Below are 17,012 nucleotides of genomic sequence, written 5' to 3'. Positions count from 1 at the left end.
CTAATCTTCTGATAATTTTTTAGCGAAATGTCGCAAAACTTCAGCCATTTCTGACTTCACTGTTTCTTTGATTGACCCATTATCTGCACTGACTTCACCAGTATTTCGCTCCATAATGATAGAGACACCGTCAAACAGATTGGTCATTCGACCTAAGAACAGAGACCCTTTACCAACAATCATGGCACGATTTTTATCGCCAGTCGTTAAATCATCAATCGCAAATCCTAAATAAGGAATCCCACTTGGAATATGCCCCTGAGTTGGTGCCCAACCTGGAATTGATTTTTCATTAACAAAGGTCATCAAATCTTTTTTCTCCATTTGTTTCTTCAAGACACCAATTGCACCAATCATTTTCAAATTAGCAAGCGGCACATCTCCTGCCCCAGCTGGCTTGGTGATATCAGGATTTTGCATTTCAACTGAATACACATCCACATCTTTAACTGTTAAACCAGCTTTCAATAATGGATCAGCAATTAATGCACTAGTAACTGCTTGTGGACTTGAACCACTAGACACTGTATGACGACCCACAAAGTCTGTTCTAAGAACTGGATGAACGCCGTCATTTTCACTAATAAGAGCGGCAAATCCACCTAGTACATCTTCTAAAATTGGTAAACCTTTGGCCACATGTGATTTACCGTTCATGCCAAGTTTCGCCACAGCTCCACCAGCTACAATGACAACATTTTTATAGGTTTCTGCTTTGACAAATGAGGCAGCAGAAATTAAGGCATGAGTTGGTGCCGCACAGAAACTTCTTAAATCACTCCCTGTCGCATTCACACAACCACACATTTCAGCAATGGACTTAGCAAAGTTACCGCCACCACGCTGATTCATGTCACCACAAGCTTCTTCACTACATTCAATGACGTAATCAATCTCACTTGGGTCCATACCTTTTTCATTTAGTAAATGTCTCAAGGCTAAAATACCACTGGCTTTAACTGCTAAATTTTCAAGCATCACATGAGCATTTAAGTTAACATCTATCTCATGAGCACGAGTCACACAACCCACTAACTCACGGTTGTAATAAAGACCTTCTGCTTCATGTTCATCCAGTTGTTCTTGCAGCCACTCACGTTTTTGACCCTCTTTAATTTTTGCTGCATCGTCTTCAAAAAGTTGATGTTCACTTAAAGCTGTCTTAACCTTCTCAGCAAAACTCTCTTCCAAATGAACCAACTCAAAGACATCAGAAATTTGCATTAAACCGTAAAATTCCAATTCAGGCATAATTTCACCTTTATCACTGAATCGTTTCCCTTCAACAGGTTGATTTACCCAAGGTTGTTCCATCTCTTTTAATTCAGAATAATTCATATTACCAATAAACGTTTGATTTGGTGCGTAATTTAAGACCTCGTCATACGTTCTCATGTTGTCGTAAAGTGTTTTTAAATAGTCGCTATCAGGGTTCGTTATTTTTTCAGTTGTTTGTGTTGTTCCGTTGTGTTCAATCATGTCTGGTGTATGAACGAGAACATAACTACTTCCTTTTAAAACTGGAAAGTTCATTCTTTAATCTCCTTCCTTGAAAGAACGAGGCTGACTTAAAGCCAGTCTCGTCTGGTTTTTGTTATCTGGCATTTACTGCAATTGCTTGGAGCTAAACACTTTTTCATCACTCTTGTTAGTCCGGATTCAAAAAGCAACTCCTTCGGTAACTTCACTAATCACAATCAATCCGAAGCCCATGGATTGTTTGTGATTACCTCCAGTTACTCGGAGCTAACCGCTTTTTTCATCACGCTATTTAATCCGAGTTCAAAAATCTGCTCCTTCGGTAACTTCACAATTCATAATCAATCCGAAAACCATGGATTGTTTATGAATTCCTCCAGTTACTCAGAGCAAAACGATTTTTTCACTACTTTAATTAGTACTTCGAATATTCTTTCCTAATGCTCGACACCTCTTCAATGATATCGTCTACGTCTAAGACCATTTCCATCATTCCGATTTGGTCTTCGTAAACTGCTTCATCGACGAATGCTTTGAATTCTGGTTCGACTACATGGTAGACAGCTAAACCTAGCTGTTCATTGGTTAATGGACCGGCATATGTTGGATCTCCGTTTGTCACAGTTTCTGCAGCAAGTCCTGCTGCTTCACCTTCTGCTGCTCCGATTAATACGGCGACATTTTCTGCTCCGTATTTTTCAGCCGCTTCTTTGACACGACGTTGATTTTCTAAGTCCATTGCACCTGCTGCCGTTCAGACAAAACACTCAGTTGAAGAAAATATTACTTCAGTTGATGTGCCTTCTAAACACGTTTCGATTGCTAAGCCTGGTATACCGTCTCGGTCACCAATGACAACAATCTTTTTATTATCTAAAGACATCTGTCTTCCTCCCTTTTAAATATATTTCTTAATCATCGCTTCGATATTTTCTTTCGTACAGTCATCTTTTGCGACTTCAGCAATTTTTTCACCATTTTGATAAATGGAAATAACAGGTAATCCCATTATTTTATGTTGAATACAAAAACGACGAACTTTCTTTTGAGACGTATTAAATTTAGTGAAATACAAATTATCAGCGTAAGTTGCAGCTAATTCTTCCACTGCTGGCATAATAGCCAAACAGTTTTCACAGGTTTCACCCCACCAATCCACAAGAACTGGTTTATCTTTTTTTAGTACTTCTTCTTCAAAATTATCTACCGTTAATTCAATCATTTACTCGTCTCCTTTTCCTTAATTCATTGCCTCAACGTATTTTTGAGCAGAGTGAGCAGCAATCGCTCCATCTCCTGCTGCTGTAATTACTTGACGCAAAGTTTTAGGTCTAATGTCACCTGCTGCAAACACACCAGGTAAGGAAGTTGCCATATCTTCTTTGGTTTTAATATAACCCCACGGATCTAATTCAAGAATCCCTTTATAAAGATCTGTTTTAGGAATATAGCCGATAAAAACAAAGATACCAAAAGTGCCATCATCTTCATCTGCTTCAATAGTGGTTAATTCACCTGTTTCATTGTTCTTAATCACCATCGCTTCCACTAAACCATCACCTCGAATTTCTTCGATTACCGTGTTAAATTTATACTCGATTTTAGGATTTTTCTTCGCTTGTTCAATCGCAATTTCATCCGCTGTTAAATGGCTTAAATTTTGCAGAATCGTTACTTTTCTAGCAAAACTTGTGATGAATTCGGCTTCTTCTACTGCCGAATTCCCACCACCTACAACATAAACTTCTAAATCTTCAAAGAAAGCACCATCACAAGTTGCACAATATGACACGCCTTTACCTTGAAGCTCTTTCTCACCAGAACAACCAATTGGTCTCGGTGTAGCTCCGTTTGAACAAATGACCGTTCTTGTGTCATAAGCTGTTCCATCCGCACAAACAACACGTTTCACTTTCCCTTCTAAATCAAGGGAAGTCACTTCTTTTCCAACTAAGATTTCAGCACCATATGTTGTCGCTTGATCTGCCATTCTCTTAATCAACTGTGGACCAGAAGGCTCTTTTTCATCAGGGCCCACCACAGAACCTGGAAAGTTAGCAATTTCATGAGTTAAGGCAATTTGGCCACCTAGTTTGGTTTTTTCTAAAACCAGAACTTTTAATCTGGCACGCGCATTGTAAAGCGCTGCTGTTAAACCAGAAGGCCCGCCACCAATAATTACTACGTCATAAATTTCTTCCAAAATAGTCACTCCTTCAACTTACAAACTGTTTTTATTCAAAAACAGTTTGATCTTCAACTGGTGTTTCTAACGCACTTAGCGCTTTTTTAACCAATTTCATACGAAGTTTTTTCTCTTCTTTTTCATCCAAGCTTGGGTTACCAAGTGGGTGAGGAATCGCAATTGCTGGAACAATTCTATTTGCCCCAACTGTTAGTGAAATTGGCACGACTGTACAAATATGAACCACTGGAATACCAGTTTTTTCAATCTCTTTAACCATCGTTGCACCGCAACGAGTACAGGTACCTCAGGTGGATGTTAATATAACGGCATCTACACCATCTCTCACCAAATCTTTGGCAATTTCAGCTGCGTATTTTTTAGCATTCGCAACAGATGTTCCATTACCAACTGTTGTATAGAAATAAGGATAAATTTCGCCAATTTCTCCCGTTTCTTCTAATTCACGTAAAACGTCCACTGGTAAGACACGATCCGCATTTTGATTGGCATAAACTGGGTCATAACCACCATGAGCTGTTTCGTAAGTTGCTTCTGTTAAGTCCGTGACTCCTGAAATATCATATTTACCAAATTTAGATGCACTACTTGATTCAATATGGTCTGGATTTCCTTTAGGCACAATACCACCAGATGTTACTAAAGCAATCTTGGCATGTTTCATGTCTTTCACTGGTTGCCCCGGTTCCACATTGTCAAATTCTGGCATTGGGTATTCTGTCACAAAATCTTCGCCTTTTAATTTACTAACGAGCATATTAACAGCACGTTTTGAACCACGATCAGCCATTTCATAATTTTTACGTCCACGAACAAAGTAGCCGTCTACTTCTGGAGTAACGATCTCTTTGTTTAATAATTTAAGAGCTAATTTAGCAATAACAGGAACAGCTTTACGCATAGTTGCTGCACTGTTTCCTACTTGAACGATGTACGCATCTTTTTTGTACATATCAGTTCCAGGATTTTCCTCATAAAGACCTGTTACAGCTGGAATGTTCATTTCTTCCATAACTGCTTTAGTAACTGCCCCGCAAGCCATTCCGTAACGCCCCGCATTAAATCCAGGTCCAGCAATTACTAAATCCGGTTTGTATGAAGCGATCATTTCCATGACTTCTTTTAAAGCTGAGTCTAAATTTTCATTAAAATAACTATCCCCACAAATAACTGTTCCTACGATTTCTACGTCTTCACCTAAAGCACCTTTAAAAGCAATTCCAGGTCCAACGATTTCAGCTTTTGTGCTTGGTTTAATATCTGCTTTTTCTTCTCCACCAATTCCAGCATAGAATTGATTGATATAATGAACTACTCTATATTTAGCCATTTTTTTCCTCCTTTAAGAACTTACTACTGCTAGTTTTTCTCCAGTTACTCAGAGCAAAACGATTTTTTCACTACTTTTTTAATCCGAGTTCAAAAGGCAACTCCTACGACAACTTCACAAATTATAATCAATCCGAAAATCGTGGATTGTTTATAATTCGCTCCAGTTGCTTGGAGCTAAACGCTTTTTTTACTACTTTAATTAGTACTTCGAATATTCTTTCCTAATGCTCGACACCTCTTCAATGATATCGTCTACGTCTAAGACCATTTCCATCATTCCGATTTGGTCTTCGTAAACTGCTTCATCGACGAATGCTTTGAATTCTGGTTCGACTACATGGTAGACAGCTAAACCTAGCTGTTCATTGGTTAATGGACCGGCATATGTTGGATCTCCGTTTGTCACAGTTTCTGCAGCAAGTCCTGCTGCTTCACCTTCTGCTGCACCGATTAATACGGCGACATTTTCTGCTCCGTATTTTTCAGCCGCTTCTTTGACACGACGTTGATTTTCTAAGTCCATTGCACCTGCTGCCGTTCAGACAAAACACTCAGTTGAAGAAAAGATTACTTCAGTTGATGTGCCTTCTAAACACGTTTCGATTGCTAAGCCTGGTATACCGTCTCGGTCACCAATGACAACAATCTTTTTATTATCTAAAGACATAAGATTGCCTCCTTATTTTCTTTTTTTTAATAACCTTTAGCTGAGGTTAAGTTAAATCCGATTTCATTCGTTGCTCCTGTGATGGCTTGTAGCTCTACTTCGATACTTCCGTCTTCACGTAAGCTACCATCAAACCCACCCGCAATCACATCCACATAATCTAATTGACCGATTAATTTTTCCATTGGAGGTAAGACAATAACTTCATTGGCATTTCCACCTGTAACTACTGCGTCCGCCAATGGATCAGCATCCGCCAATGATTGACTTGCGCCATCACGACCAGCATATTCATCGGTTACAATCACTGTTTTAATTTGTTTTTCTTCAATCTTCTTACAGTTCATAATTAAGTCGGTATCTGGATTTCCGAAACCTTCTTGAGTAATAATGACCCCATCTAAGCCTAGATATTCGGCTAATTTAGCTGAAAAATCACTAGATCTTACTTTGTCTGCTAAATAAACGGTTTCGTTGGTAATAATAACGCCCATAAAGTTAATATCTTTACCATGACGGTTATATAAGTCATGAATCACTGGGTTATTTAAATGATGATAGGTTGTGTTTTTATCACAGGCAGACACACAGTTTCCGCTTAAAATCGCTCCATCCATGACTTCTGTTGGATAAAGAATTGTTGGAATAATGTGTTTTGCATCAGCTCCGTAAACATAGGTATCATGTAATAAACCTTGTGTTTGTAACATGTAAACATAGCCTACTTTTGGTAAATCTGGGAACTCTTCAATTTGTTTTAATAATGGTTTTGTTTCATATGTAGTGATTTCATCAGGTTCAATCGATTCACCTAATTTACCTAAGAAACTTCCCACTTTAAGACCAGCAAATCTAGCTGCTTCTTCATAAACGTGAGGATCTAGCCCTTCTGTAGGTTCTAACACTAAACAAATATTAATTAGTTTTGAGAACGGTGTCTGTTCAGCCCCAGGACCTGTCATATCAACAATTCCTTCTTGGAAGCCAACAATTTTACCAACCGTCATAACTGCACATCCTTTTAAGACATGAGTTCGACCTTCACCAACGCCACTCATCTTTCCAATCACACCTGGAAAAATTTCTGCTTTTGAGTCCACCTTACATCTAGGTTCAATCACATCTTTCACCGGTGTAATTCTAGTTTTATCTCCAGGATTTGCGATTTCAATCGTACATTTACTAATTCGATCATCCTCTAAAACGAAATCAATGATAGCCTGTTCATCAATATAAAGAGTATGATCAGCTATTTTATTTTCATTACTTTTGATAACTTGGTTAATCTTAATGTTTCCTAGTTCTAACTTCATTCTCTCACCTCTATAGTATTTATTTGGTTACAACAACTACAAAAAATGCCACTTCCTTTCAAGCATATTTATGACCACCACAATTGTGGGAGTTAACTGATTAATGGTTAGGAATTCGAGTTAGGGTATCTTTAATCAAGTAATAATCCACAAAAGCAAAATCTTCTAACACTTTTTGTGTCCAATTAGGTCGCATTTTGTTTTTCATAAACTTCTGATAAACTTCAATGCCCTGATCAATGTAATCCAAACTCTCTATATCTATTGAGTCTGACGAACTTGGTTTTAAAACCACTGATTTGTAGTAGGTTTCGTTTGGCTTGATACTACCGCTTAAAGGATGTGTTAGTAGAATCATCTTGTCTTCTACAATAAGTCGCCTAACTTCTTTAAAAACGTCCCCATACTCAACTTCTAAAAAACAAACAGGGATTTCCTTAATCTCCTTACTTACCTTTGGGTTGTTGGTTACTAAAATCATCTCTTTACCTCCAAAAAAATAGTCAGACAAACAAATCGGCTTTTCATGCTTTCATTACGTAGAAATGCACAAAAAGTCACCTTGTTTCTCTGACTGTTTTGTCTTATTTAATTGTTCCATTGAACAACCGTGTTCGTTATGTTTTCTTTGTCATGTAAAATGTGTCCACATTGTAATCACCTCGCAATTTTATTTTGTAACCGCTTACCTTTACATGCTCATGTTATCACAATAATTAGTAAGTAAAAAGTTTTATTAAAAAATTCTTTTCATATTCTTAAAAAATAACTACTTTCAACTCAAATTTTAATAAAACTCTCCTTTTTCAATTTCTTCCATAAATTGCTTCATATCAAAAATTAATGTGTCATAATCTTTAATATCAATATCATGTCCAGAATTCTTTAAAGTTACAATCTGACAATTGGCTAATTTATTCATATAATCTTTTTTATCTGTCTCTAGCAAAAGGCTATCACTTTTTACGCCAGCCAAAATCAGGACAGGACAATTTATTTTTCCTAAGTCATCTCTTAAATCGCAACTACCTAGTTCTTGTTGTAATGCTTTTAAATGCTTATCTTCATTTTTGGCTACCCATTCATCTGTTAGTTCAGAAAATTTGGCTGGATAATCATACAAAATTAATCCCCGTACTAACTTTTGATTTCTAATGGCCAAATTAAGAGCGAAAGGCACACTCCTCGAATAAGCAAATAAAAAAACTGATTTATACTTTCTCTCCTTTATCACTGACTCTATATCGGAACAATGCTCTAAAAATGAGTAGCCTGTTTTAGGTTTACCGCTTTGCCCACACCCTCTTAAACTCACAGACAACGATTGTCTTGGTAAGAAAACTTCTAACTCTTGTTGATATTGCTCGCAACTCCCTAACATACCAGGAATAAAAATAAGTGGTGATTGCTTGTTTGTTTTTCCTTTAGAGGTTAAATAATGAATTTCCACCCCTTTATTTATTAAAAACGGCATTTTCCATCTCACTCCTATCACTTTAAAAACAACTTCATATCTATCTTAATATCTTAACAACTTATTTTTTAAGTTTTGGAGTTGAAATTAAAACCATTAAGCAAGATATTATACAATATGACTACACAAAACCAATGGATGACTAAAGTTTCGACTAAGTCACATAAGGTAAAAAGTTAATCTTTAAATTCATAACCAAATAATTTAAACGCATCAAACTTAGGCTGATAACTTAATTCTTCTCTTGCCTTTGTAATATCTAAACGCTTATATGTATTATCTGAAATACAATTATACACCCCGTATTTCTTATTACCTGTATAATTCAATAAACAATCAATCATATGATTAAAATCAGCAGGATCGAGGTAAGCACTTAAATCTCTTCGGTTTAGTTTGGTTTAGTTTGGTTTTAGTCCTTTCAATCTCATCATAGGCGCCAATTCTTAAAGCAAAAATAGTTAAGCCTTTTTGATGAACATAATAATGACTCAGCTGCTCCACATAAGTCTTAGAGACACCATATAAATTTTTGGGAGCCGTTAACATCTCTTCATTGGTCTGTACGTCAACTGGCTGTCCTTCATTAACTTGAGCACTTGATGCCACTACGACTTTTGTATACTAATTTCCAACTAAAGAGTCTAAAATATTGTAAGTACCTCTTATATTTAACTCTAATAACTCTTCAAAAGAACTATCCGGATGAGGAATGCCACCTAGATGAATAACCCAATCAAAATTATCATTCACTAAATGATGACAACTTTCTTGATCAGTAATATCTAGTTTTTGTATTATTATATTATTAAAATTTAAAAACTTTTTGGTTAATGGCTCTAAATTGATATCAGTTGCAACAACTTCATGATTTTTTAATAGATACTCTGTTATATTTAAACCTATATTACCACTTGCTCCTGTAATTAAAATTTTCATTGCTATCTTTCTTTCCAGATAAATAGACCTCTATTGTTAACTTTTAAACATAAAATAAAACAGCTTATACTTTAATCCACTCTTCATCTGAATAAACTGTCATCCCTTTTTCTTTTAAAATCAAATAAGCTTTCTTAGCGCCTTCTTTATATACCTCTGTGGCAATCAGCACCTGTATTTTCAATCACTCGGGCACGTCCACACCAAACATCCTCACCATTACCACCAATGATTTCAGCTAGATTTCTTGGGATTGGAAGGCTAGCTAACACTTTTGGACAAACCATCTCTGCTTTGCCCTCTTTAACAAGAGTAATTAATTATTTAATACAAGGAATTCCACCTAAACAAGCACTTATTCCGATCATTATCTCTCCTCATTTCTCATGCTTAATTTAAAGATAATTTCATGATCAATGACTGTTACATCAATCAATAAATCTAATTTATCAACCATCTTCTTCACATGATATAACCCTAAGCCTGTTCCTGATAATTCCTTACTTCTAGATTTCTCACCAACATAATAAGGTTCCCAAATTTGCGTTAAATCTAAGCCTTCATTATCAAACTGATTCGATATTTCAAAAAATATCACCTCATCTATTTTTTCTAATGTCACCTTTAATTTATCTTGTGATGTATATTTTATCCCATTAGATATTAAATTGGAAAAAATTGAATTCAACCAGACTAAATGACTTGTGAACATAATGTCAGGTTCAACATGACTACATAGTTTAATTTGTCTTTCTTTCATTAAGGTTTGATACTCATTTAGATTTTTATGTACCATCTCAGATAGATTAAATTCAGTAAAAATAAGCTTTTCTTTATCAATTTTTGAAATTAGAAGTAATTCTTCAATCATGAGGCTCATGTTGTTACTTTGTTCAATAATCGTCTCTAAAAACGTCCCATCATCTAGCTCATCTTTAATTCCTTCTGAATAGAGTTTAATTAAAGAAACTGGGGTTTTCAAATCATGGGCTACATTGTTAAGCAAGTCTTCCATTTGTTGATTTTTGTTGGTTAATTCGGCTTGATAAGATAGAATGTCCTCTCCCATTCTATTTAATGTATTAGCGACTTCCTCAAGTTCATCCTTTGTTTCAATCTTTAATGGAGTATACTTACCGTCCCCCATATTCACTGCGAATAACTCTATTTGATTCAATGGTTTTACAATCTTTCTAACTAAAATTGCAATAAAAATAAGTGAAATAATAATTGTAATCGAGATAATAATAGCAAAGAAAGTATTAATAATATAAAAAGAATCTGTAATATTGGGGACAATCATTCCAATGGCGTATAGTTCTTCTTCATTAGACCGATAATCAACCAGCAAGCTATAATTCAGCTTTTCTTGCTCATATAAATTAATTCGCTCATTTCCAACCATCACCTGTTCATAATCTTGACCCCATAACCATAATTTTTTGAAACCAATGCCTTTCTTTTTAAAAGACTCCCTTAAGTCATTGTTCACTTCGTCATTCGTTTGCTTTTTATAAGCTTTGACAATGGTAATTTTTTCTTCTTCCTCTAATTTTTTACTAGCTATTTCAAAGTTAGTTTCTTTCATTTCTGTCATAAATTGCTCAGAGACACGCCTTAACTCATCTTTCTTTTGCGATACGTAATACTTAGCCACATAGTTTTTATTGATTAAAATAGCTACTAAAGCTGTTGTGGTTAAGATAAAGATGATGCCTATCATAAATTTTCTGGATAATTTATTCATGAGAGCTCTCCATAACGTAACCCACACCAATTTTAGTCATAATAAACTGCTCCCCGATTTTTTTTCGTAATCTCTTCACATGAGTGTCCACCGTTCGAGTATCACCTTCATAATTCATCCCCCAAACATTATCTAGTAATTGTTCCCGGGTTAGCACAATATTAAGATTGCACATAAAATAACTCAGCAGATCATACTCTCTTTTAGTCAAATCAATACAAACTCCTGAGTCTTTAACTTCTCTGGTCGTAGGATTTAAACTAAGATTATTAACGGTTAGTACATATTCTGATTTGATCATCTTCTTAATTTTAACTAATAAAATAGCCATATCAAATGGTTTAGTAATATAATCATCCGCTCCTGCAACCAAACCACGTAACTCATCCACAGAAGAATTTTTAGCTGTTACCATTAAGATTTTAATTGGTAAATTAATTTGTCTGATTTCTTTACATACCGTCACGCCATCTTTTTTAGGCATCATCCAATCCAAAATAATTAAATCAAATTCTTTTTTGACCAAGATATCCATTGCTTCAACTCCGTTTGATACGGTGGTGACTACATAACCTTCTTTTTCTAAATAAATTTTGATAATTTTTTTCATTTGTAAATCATCTTCAGCTAATAAAATTTCCATTTTTTCACTTCCTTAAATGACTATTCTAAATAATGTTATTTCAGGTACAACTCCAAATCTTGCAGAAATATGTGTGGTTCCAACGCCTGAATTAACATATAATTTTTTATCGCCTTTTTTTTCAAAATCATAAAAACCACTGCTATATTCTTTAGAATGCGCATGAAAAGTTAAGCCAGTTTCATTAATTGAAGGAAAGAAAGGAACTTTGATTTGTCCTCCGTGACTATGACCTGCCAAAATAATATCAAAGCCTTCAACTCGGTAATCCTTTAAATAATCAGGCTCGTGAGTTAAAAAGATACTATAAACAGCTTCCATACTATTTACTCCCACGCTTGTATCAGGAGATCCTAACAACATATCATCAATTCCTGTAAAGGAAATTGTTTTTCCATTTTCTAAAGTAAAGCGTTCTGTTTGATTTGATAATAACATAAAATCAGCTGCTTGCATGATTCCAGGATAATTTCTGCCTGCACCACCACCATAATCTCGATTACCCCAAATGGCAACTTTACCGTAAGTTGCTTTTATTCGACCTAACTCACGAATGATGTTTTGATCATCATTATAAATGGAATAATTATCATATAAGTCACCTGAAAAAATGACAAAATCTGGTTTTTGTTCATTGATTTTATCAACCACTTTTGCCAAGTTTTGGTAGGTATAATCTTCTTTAATGTGAACATCTGAAAATTGAACCACTTTTATTTCTGTTTTAGATTGCTTATTTTTAATGGATACATATTCTTTTAATCTAATTTGATAAGGTTCGATTTTTACGGTATAAAAAATTAAACATCCCAGTATACCAACTAATAATAGGATAACCCACCCACTTATTTTTAATAAACGCTTTTTTTTCATTATTTTTTTCCTCCGAATTTCAGTTATTAAAAATTAGTATACGGCGCTCCTGTGACAAGGGTGTGACATTTTTCTTAGGTAAATCAAAAGAAATTCTTATTTTAATTTACCTAAAAAAATAGAGTATGACAAATTTCGTCATACTCTATTCAAAACTTCCAGTTTCGCCTTTATACAAGCTCACTGGTAAAATATATTCATCTTCAGTCATCTCTTTATTAATTCTTTGTTGTAACACTTGAATAGCGGTTTCCGCTATTTCATTGATTGGTTGAACAATCGTTGTTAATTCTGGCAGAATACTTCTCGTCATCTTCGTTCCATCATAACCTACAACTAATAAATCTTTTGGAACATTCTTACCTAATTTTTTTGCTACCTGTAGTATCAAGGCAGCATCAATATCATTGGATGCAAAAATCCCTTCCACCTCTGGATAATCTGTAAACATCTTTTCAAAAATTTCTCGCTTTTCAAGGTATGAGATATTAAAATCCAAAACAATCGTTTGAGGTTCTAAACCAAATTCTCTCATTGTATCTTCGTAAGCTTCTCGTCTCCTCTTAGCAGGGGTTTCGAGTTTTATTGGTCCGTTAGTATGTAAGATATTTTTAGCACCAGATTCAATTAAACGCTTCGTTGCTAACACTCCACCAGCATAATTATCCGACTCAATTACAGGTATATCTTTATTCATAACCCGATCAATAGAAACAACCGGTAAATTTTCAGAACGATACTCTTGTATGCCTTGATTATGGGTTCCTACAATCAAACCATCAACTTGTTCTGATAATAATTGATTCAAAAAATCTGCTTCTTTTTGAGGATTATTCATGGAACTTCCGATTAGTACCTTGTAACCTGCTGCATAAAGTTTTTGCTCTAAGGCTTCAATTAATTCACCAAAAAAAGGATTCGCAACGGTCGGAAAAATTAAACCAATAATATTTGTCTTTTTATTAAACAATTGTCTGGCTACTACGTTAGGCTGATAATTTAATTTTTTAATCGCTTCATTCACTTTTTTTATTGTTTCTTGACTCAAATAGCCACGATTATTCAAAACTCGTGAAACTGTCGTCTTAGATACATTGGCTTCTTTGGCAACATCTTCTAACTTTGGACGCATCTGTTTTCCCTCTTTCATTCACTCAGCTAATTCCCATTAACCATAGAATAACACAAAAGATCACCCTCTGACTAACCACTTTTTGTCAGGCGTGACCTTTTTAATTAACTTAAGTAAGTGATCGCTGAGTGATTTAACTTGTAAACAGTACTCTCAACTTCAGTTTGTTTAGTTGTTTCAATCGTGAAATTTGGTGCCTCTTCAGCATAAAATCGTTCTGTAAATACTACTTCTCCTTCATTGATAAAAATTTCCACCGAACTTTTATCAATAAACACTCGCAGTGATAATTCTTCAGCTTCTTGAATCATACCAAAACGTGGATCAGAAACATCTTCTCGGTTTAAAATTAATTCCTGATTATTTTGAGAATAGGTTAAACTTAAGATCGATTCATTTTCTTTATCTTTTAAAGCAAAAGTCATTTCTTGATTCTCTGTATTTCTTAAATCAACCTCGATTAAAATTTCAGTAGACGACACAGATTCAGCAAGGATCACTTCACCTTTTTTATTAATATGATGATCTTGTCCCTGATCTGTTCTCAACTTTTCTAACTCTTTAACTGGACTCATATATAGATGATTATCTTTTAACCTTAATTCTCTTGGAAGAGTCAACGCTCCAGCCCAGCCATCAACTTTTTCAGGCATATCACTTTCCCACATCGCCATCCACCCAAAAACAATTCGGCGTCCATCAGGTACTTCTGTTGTTTGAGTTGCATAAAAATCATGACCTCTATCTAATTCAGTGAACTCCTCACGATGGAACGTATTCGTCAAATAATCATGTTGACCAACAAAATAGCCTGTTTGAAAAAGATTTAAATAGTTTTTTCCACTCTCCTCCATTCCTTGAGGAGATAATAACAACACTTCTTTTCTATCTAAATGAAAGAAGTCTGGGCATTCCCACATAAACCCCTCATCTGCTAAACTACTTGCTTTAGACATGTCACCTTCATAATCCCAATTAATCAAATCCGAAGAGGTATAGATAATACCACGGCCTAAACCATCTTTCCCTTGGCTTCCTAAAATCATGTAATACTTATCTTCATATAGCCATACTTTAGGATCTCTAAAATGATGCGTATTGTCTTCTGGTTCTTTTTCAATTATCGGATTGTTTTCATATTTCGTAAAGTGAATACCATCTTTACTATAAGCCATGTTTTGATTTTGCCAAAAATGATCCGGATCATTGTCTCCGTAATAGTGATGACCTGTATAAAATAGATACATCACATCGTCTTTTACAATGGCACTTCCTGAGAAACAACCGTCCTTGTCTTCAATATCACCAGGCGTTAAGGCAATTGGTAATTCCTCCCAATGAACTAAGTCTTTACTTCTAGCATGTCCCCAATGCATGGGACCCCATTCTGAGCTATAAGGATGATGCTGGAAAAAAATATGGTAGTAGCCGTTGAAATAGCAAAAACCATTTGGATCATTAATCCATCCTTGACTTGCTGAAACATGGTAACCTAATCTATATCTTTCATCGGTTAATTTTACGGGTTTTTTTAACATAATTATCGCTCACTTTCTTTTTTTTATTAACTACGGATAAATGGATCACCTTGAACGTCTTCATCATCCTTCTTCAAAATGACAAACGCATATCCAGCCGCCAAAATAACAATCCCTGAGATAATTTTAAATGTGGTTGAGTAGCCCACGTTATCTCTAAGTATTCCTAAAGGAGTAGATAAAATTACCTGACCAATTTGAGCTGCAATTTGAAAACCAATCATATATAACGTTGCTGATAATTTAATATCAAAATGCAACGTGAAATAACGAAACATGGGTAAAATAAACATAGGAACTTCAATGGCATGTAGCATCTTAATCCCTGAAACAAGCATTGGAGTTGACGCAAAACCACACAAACCAATTCTAATTGCCATTAAAGCAACACCAGTTAATAAGGTATTTCTTACACCAATTTTTTTCATAATCATTGGAACGATGCCTAGCATCAATGCTTCACAGAAAACTTGAACCGCGTTTAGCGTGCCATAGGTTTTTTCTCCTAAAGCTGCTGTTGAAAATAAGCTTGTATAAAAACCCGGAAACATTTGTTGGTCAAAAACATTATAGAAAGTCCAAGTAAACATAATGAATATAATAATTGCCCATAAATGAGATGATTTAAGTAAAGATAACATTTCTTTAATGCTTGGTACACTTGCTTCTGCTTCTTCATTTGCCAATGTTTCATTTTCTTCTCGTTCTTTTTTAGGTTTCCAAAATAATAAATTTAGTAAGAGTAATATTCCAAAAAATGAACCCGCCCAAAAGTTAAGAGCTGGATTTTTAACAAATAGGAACCCTGCCACTAATGCTACAACCGCATAACCCAATGAGCCCCAAGCTCTAGCTTGTCCATACTCAAAATCAAAAAGGCGACTAAATCTTTCAGAGACAGCTTCAAAGATTCCTACAGCCGATAAGTAACCTGCAGATAAGAACAGAGCTCCCACTCCTAAACCAACTGTGAAATTGTTTTTCAGAAGCGGACCATAAATATAAATAAAGAAAGGGCCTACTAAACTTGAGACACATGAAGTAAAGATCAACAGGTGTCTTTTTATCACAAGTTTATCTTGTAAAGTACCGTAGATGAACATTAAAATTAAGGTCACTAAAGAATTGACTGAAAACACTTTACCAACAGCGCTTCCACTTAATCCCAAACCATTTGTTTCAGATGTTAACCATAATTGAAAGAATGACCACCAAATCCCCCATGAAGCAAAAAATAAAAATAAGGTTAATGAGCTTTGTAAGTACGATGAATTTTTTAAAGACTGTTTAAATTTCGACATTATGATTCCTCCTGCTCTTTATGATAACCGATTGACACAAATAGGTAAACGTTTTCTTTAAAAAGAGTATAAAGGATTAATCTTTATATGTCAACCGGTTAGTATAAATATAACAGAATAGAGGATGAACTAAAAAGTCACCCTCATACTTAAACTTTCTCTTGATCATTTGTTAATAAATTTCACCAAACTCCATAAAAAGATGATTGGGAATAGTATGATACTTAGAAAGACTAAAATAATAAGTAAATCTTTATCTACTGAAATCATGAAAAAAGTTGTTAAGCAGATCATGACCACTAGAACATAATCATCATTTTCTTTTATGAAAGACATAATTGATTTCATGCTGATCCTCTCCTTAAATT

Annotated in this window: 18 protein-coding genes and 1 pseudogene; all 19 read right to left on the bottom strand. The window is 34.9% G+C overall.

Going from position 1 to position 17,012, the window contains the following annotated elements; genetic code table 11:
* The 19 genes and pseudogenes from grdC to G7082_RS08705 all read right to left on the bottom strand — a co-directional run bounded on the left by grdC (window position 1) and on the right by G7082_RS08705 (window position 16,992).
* Entirely contained in the window at window positions 1–1,533 is a 1,533-nt protein-coding gene (gene grdC / locus G7082_RS08800; RefSeq protein WP_166034730.1) for a glycine/sarcosine/betaine reductase complex component C subunit beta, read from the bottom strand.
* 361 nt (window positions 1,534–1,894) lie between these two features.
* Entirely contained in the window at window positions 1,895–2,362 is a 468-nt protein-coding gene (grdA, locus tag G7082_RS08795) for a glycine/sarcosine/betaine reductase complex selenoprotein A (protein WP_166034726.1), read from the bottom strand.
* 15 nt (window positions 2,363–2,377) lie between these two features.
* Window positions 2,378–2,701 (bottom strand): thioredoxin TrxA, encoded by a 324-nt coding sequence (trxA, locus tag G7082_RS08790; protein WP_166034729.1) that lies wholly within the window; start codon window positions 2,699–2,701, stop codon window positions 2,378–2,380.
* A gap of 18 nt (window positions 2,702–2,719) precedes the next feature.
* Window positions 2,720–3,682 carry an NAD(P)/FAD-dependent oxidoreductase gene (locus G7082_RS08785; protein ID WP_166034728.1) on the bottom strand — a complete coding sequence of 321 codons (963 nt, stop codon included), beginning with the start codon at window positions 3,680–3,682 and terminating at the stop codon, window positions 2,720–2,722.
* A gap of 31 nt (window positions 3,683–3,713) precedes the next feature.
* Complete coding sequence (gene grdB / locus G7082_RS08780) at window positions 3,714–5,015, bottom strand: glycine reductase complex selenoprotein B (protein ID WP_166034727.1); 1,302 nt, start codon at window positions 5,013–5,015, stop codon at window positions 3,714–3,716.
* 201 nt (window positions 5,016–5,216) lie between these two features.
* The gene (gene grdA / locus G7082_RS08775) at window positions 5,217–5,684 is read right to left on the bottom strand and encodes a glycine/sarcosine/betaine reductase complex selenoprotein A (RefSeq protein ID WP_166034726.1); all 468 of its coding nucleotides are present in this window, start codon (window positions 5,682–5,684) and stop codon (window positions 5,217–5,219) included.
* Window positions 5,685–5,710: 26 nt separating this feature from the next.
* Window positions 5,711–6,997, bottom strand: coding sequence for a glycine/sarcosine/betaine reductase component B subunit (locus tag G7082_RS08770; protein ID WP_166034725.1), 1,287 nt, complete (start codon window positions 6,995–6,997; stop codon window positions 5,711–5,713).
* Window positions 6,998–7,097: 100 nt separating this feature from the next.
* Window positions 7,098–7,478, bottom strand: coding sequence for a GrdX family protein (locus G7082_RS08765; protein ID WP_166034724.1), 381 nt, complete (start codon window positions 7,476–7,478; stop codon window positions 7,098–7,100).
* A 306-nt stretch (window positions 7,479–7,784) separates the two neighbouring features.
* Window positions 7,785–8,471 carry an alpha/beta fold hydrolase gene (locus G7082_RS08760; RefSeq protein ID WP_166034723.1) on the bottom strand — a complete coding sequence of 229 codons (687 nt, stop codon included), beginning with the start codon at window positions 8,469–8,471 and terminating at the stop codon, window positions 7,785–7,787.
* Window positions 8,472–8,647: 176 nt separating this feature from the next.
* Window positions 8,648–8,815, bottom strand: a complete 168-nt coding sequence (locus G7082_RS08755) for a hypothetical protein (protein WP_166034722.1) — start codon at window positions 8,813–8,815, stop codon at window positions 8,648–8,650.
* Window positions 8,816–8,825: 10 nt separating this feature from the next.
* Window positions 8,826–9,410 (bottom strand): annotated as a pseudogene (locus G7082_RS15045) (NAD-dependent epimerase/dehydratase family protein).
* 146 nt (window positions 9,411–9,556) lie between these two features.
* The gene (locus G7082_RS08740) at window positions 9,557–9,697 is read right to left on the bottom strand and encodes a 2-thiouracil desulfurase family protein (RefSeq protein WP_166034719.1); all 141 of its coding nucleotides are present in this window, start codon (window positions 9,695–9,697) and stop codon (window positions 9,557–9,559) included.
* A gap of 80 nt (window positions 9,698–9,777) precedes the next feature.
* On the bottom strand, window positions 9,778–11,157 hold the full coding sequence (locus G7082_RS08735; RefSeq protein ID WP_166034718.1) for a sensor histidine kinase: 1,380 nt from the start codon (window positions 11,155–11,157) through the stop codon (window positions 9,778–9,780).
* Window positions 11,150–11,800 (bottom strand): response regulator transcription factor, encoded by a 651-nt coding sequence (locus G7082_RS08730; protein WP_166034717.1) that lies wholly within the window; start codon window positions 11,798–11,800, stop codon window positions 11,150–11,152. Before G7082_RS08730 ends, G7082_RS08735 begins: the two co-directional genes overlap by 8 nt.
* 12 nt (window positions 11,801–11,812) lie before the next feature.
* On the bottom strand, window positions 11,813–12,673 hold the full coding sequence (locus tag G7082_RS08725) for a metallophosphoesterase (protein WP_166034716.1): 861 nt from the start codon (window positions 12,671–12,673) through the stop codon (window positions 11,813–11,815).
* Between the two features lie 145 nt (window positions 12,674–12,818).
* On the bottom strand, window positions 12,819–13,805 hold the full coding sequence (locus G7082_RS08720; protein WP_166034715.1) for a LacI family DNA-binding transcriptional regulator: 987 nt from the start codon (window positions 13,803–13,805) through the stop codon (window positions 12,819–12,821).
* Between the two features lie 104 nt (window positions 13,806–13,909).
* A complete protein-coding gene (locus G7082_RS08715; protein ID WP_166034714.1) occupies window positions 13,910–15,343 on the bottom strand; it encodes a glycoside hydrolase family 32 protein in 1,434 nt (477 codons plus the stop codon).
* 26 nt (window positions 15,344–15,369) lie between these two features.
* Window positions 15,370–16,644 (bottom strand): MFS transporter, encoded by a 1,275-nt coding sequence (locus tag G7082_RS08710; RefSeq protein ID WP_166034713.1) that lies wholly within the window; start codon window positions 16,642–16,644, stop codon window positions 15,370–15,372.
* Between the two features lie 165 nt (window positions 16,645–16,809).
* Window positions 16,810–16,992, bottom strand: coding sequence for a hypothetical protein (locus G7082_RS08705; RefSeq protein ID WP_166034712.1), 183 nt, complete (start codon window positions 16,990–16,992; stop codon window positions 16,810–16,812).
* Between the last annotated feature and the right edge of the window lie 20 nt (window positions 16,993–17,012).

The organism is Vagococcus hydrophili (genome assembly GCF_011304195.1).
In the GTDB taxonomy this organism is placed as follows: Bacteria; Bacillota; Bacilli; order Lactobacillales; family Vagococcaceae; genus Vagococcus; species Vagococcus hydrophili.
Note: the sequence above shows the minus strand (reverse complement) of the source record. Positions and strands in the feature narration are given on the sequence as shown.

Excerpts from the sequence above, each read along its gene's own strand:
- grdC (WP_166034730.1), bottom strand. The coding sequence starts at position 1,533 with ATGAACTTTCCAGTTTTAAAAGGAAGTAGTTATGTTCTCGTTCATACA.
- trxA (WP_166034729.1), bottom strand. The coding sequence starts at position 2,701 with ATGATTGAATTAACGGTAGATAATTTTGAAGAAGAAGTACTAAAAAAA.
- G7082_RS08770 (WP_166034725.1), bottom strand. The coding sequence starts at position 6,997 with ATGAAGTTAGAACTAGGAAACATTAAGATTAACCAAGTTATCAAAAGT.
- G7082_RS08765 (WP_166034724.1), bottom strand. The coding sequence starts at position 7,478 with ATGATTTTAGTAACCAACAACCCAAAGGTAAGTAAGGAGATTAAGGAA.
- G7082_RS08760 (WP_166034723.1), bottom strand. The coding sequence starts at position 8,471 with ATGCCGTTTTTAATAAATAAAGGGGTGGAAATTCATTATTTAACCTCT.
- G7082_RS08755 (WP_166034722.1), bottom strand. The coding sequence starts at position 8,815 with ATGATTGATTGTTTATTGAATTATACAGGTAATAAGAAATACGGGGTG.
- G7082_RS08740 (WP_166034719.1), bottom strand. The coding sequence starts at position 9,697 with ATGGTTTGTCCAAAAGTGTTAGCTAGCCTTCCAATCCCAAGAAATCTA.
- G7082_RS08735 (WP_166034718.1), bottom strand. The coding sequence starts at position 11,157 with ATGAATAAATTATCCAGAAAATTTATGATAGGCATCATCTTTATCTTA.
- G7082_RS08730 (WP_166034717.1), bottom strand. The coding sequence starts at position 11,800 with ATGGAAATTTTATTAGCTGAAGATGATTTACAAATGAAAAAAATTATC.
- G7082_RS08725 (WP_166034716.1), bottom strand. The coding sequence starts at position 12,673 with ATGAAAAAAAAGCGTTTATTAAAAATAAGTGGGTGGGTTATCCTATTA.
- G7082_RS08720 (WP_166034715.1), bottom strand. The coding sequence starts at position 13,805 with ATGCGTCCAAAGTTAGAAGATGTTGCCAAAGAAGCCAATGTATCTAAG.
- G7082_RS08715 (WP_166034714.1), bottom strand. The coding sequence starts at position 15,343 with ATGTTAAAAAAACCCGTAAAATTAACCGATGAAAGATATAGATTAGGT.
- G7082_RS08710 (WP_166034713.1), bottom strand. The coding sequence starts at position 16,644 with ATGTCGAAATTTAAACAGTCTTTAAAAAATTCATCGTACTTACAAAGC.
- G7082_RS08705 (WP_166034712.1), bottom strand. The coding sequence starts at position 16,992 with ATGAAATCAATTATGTCTTTCATAAAAGAAAATGATGATTATGTTCTA.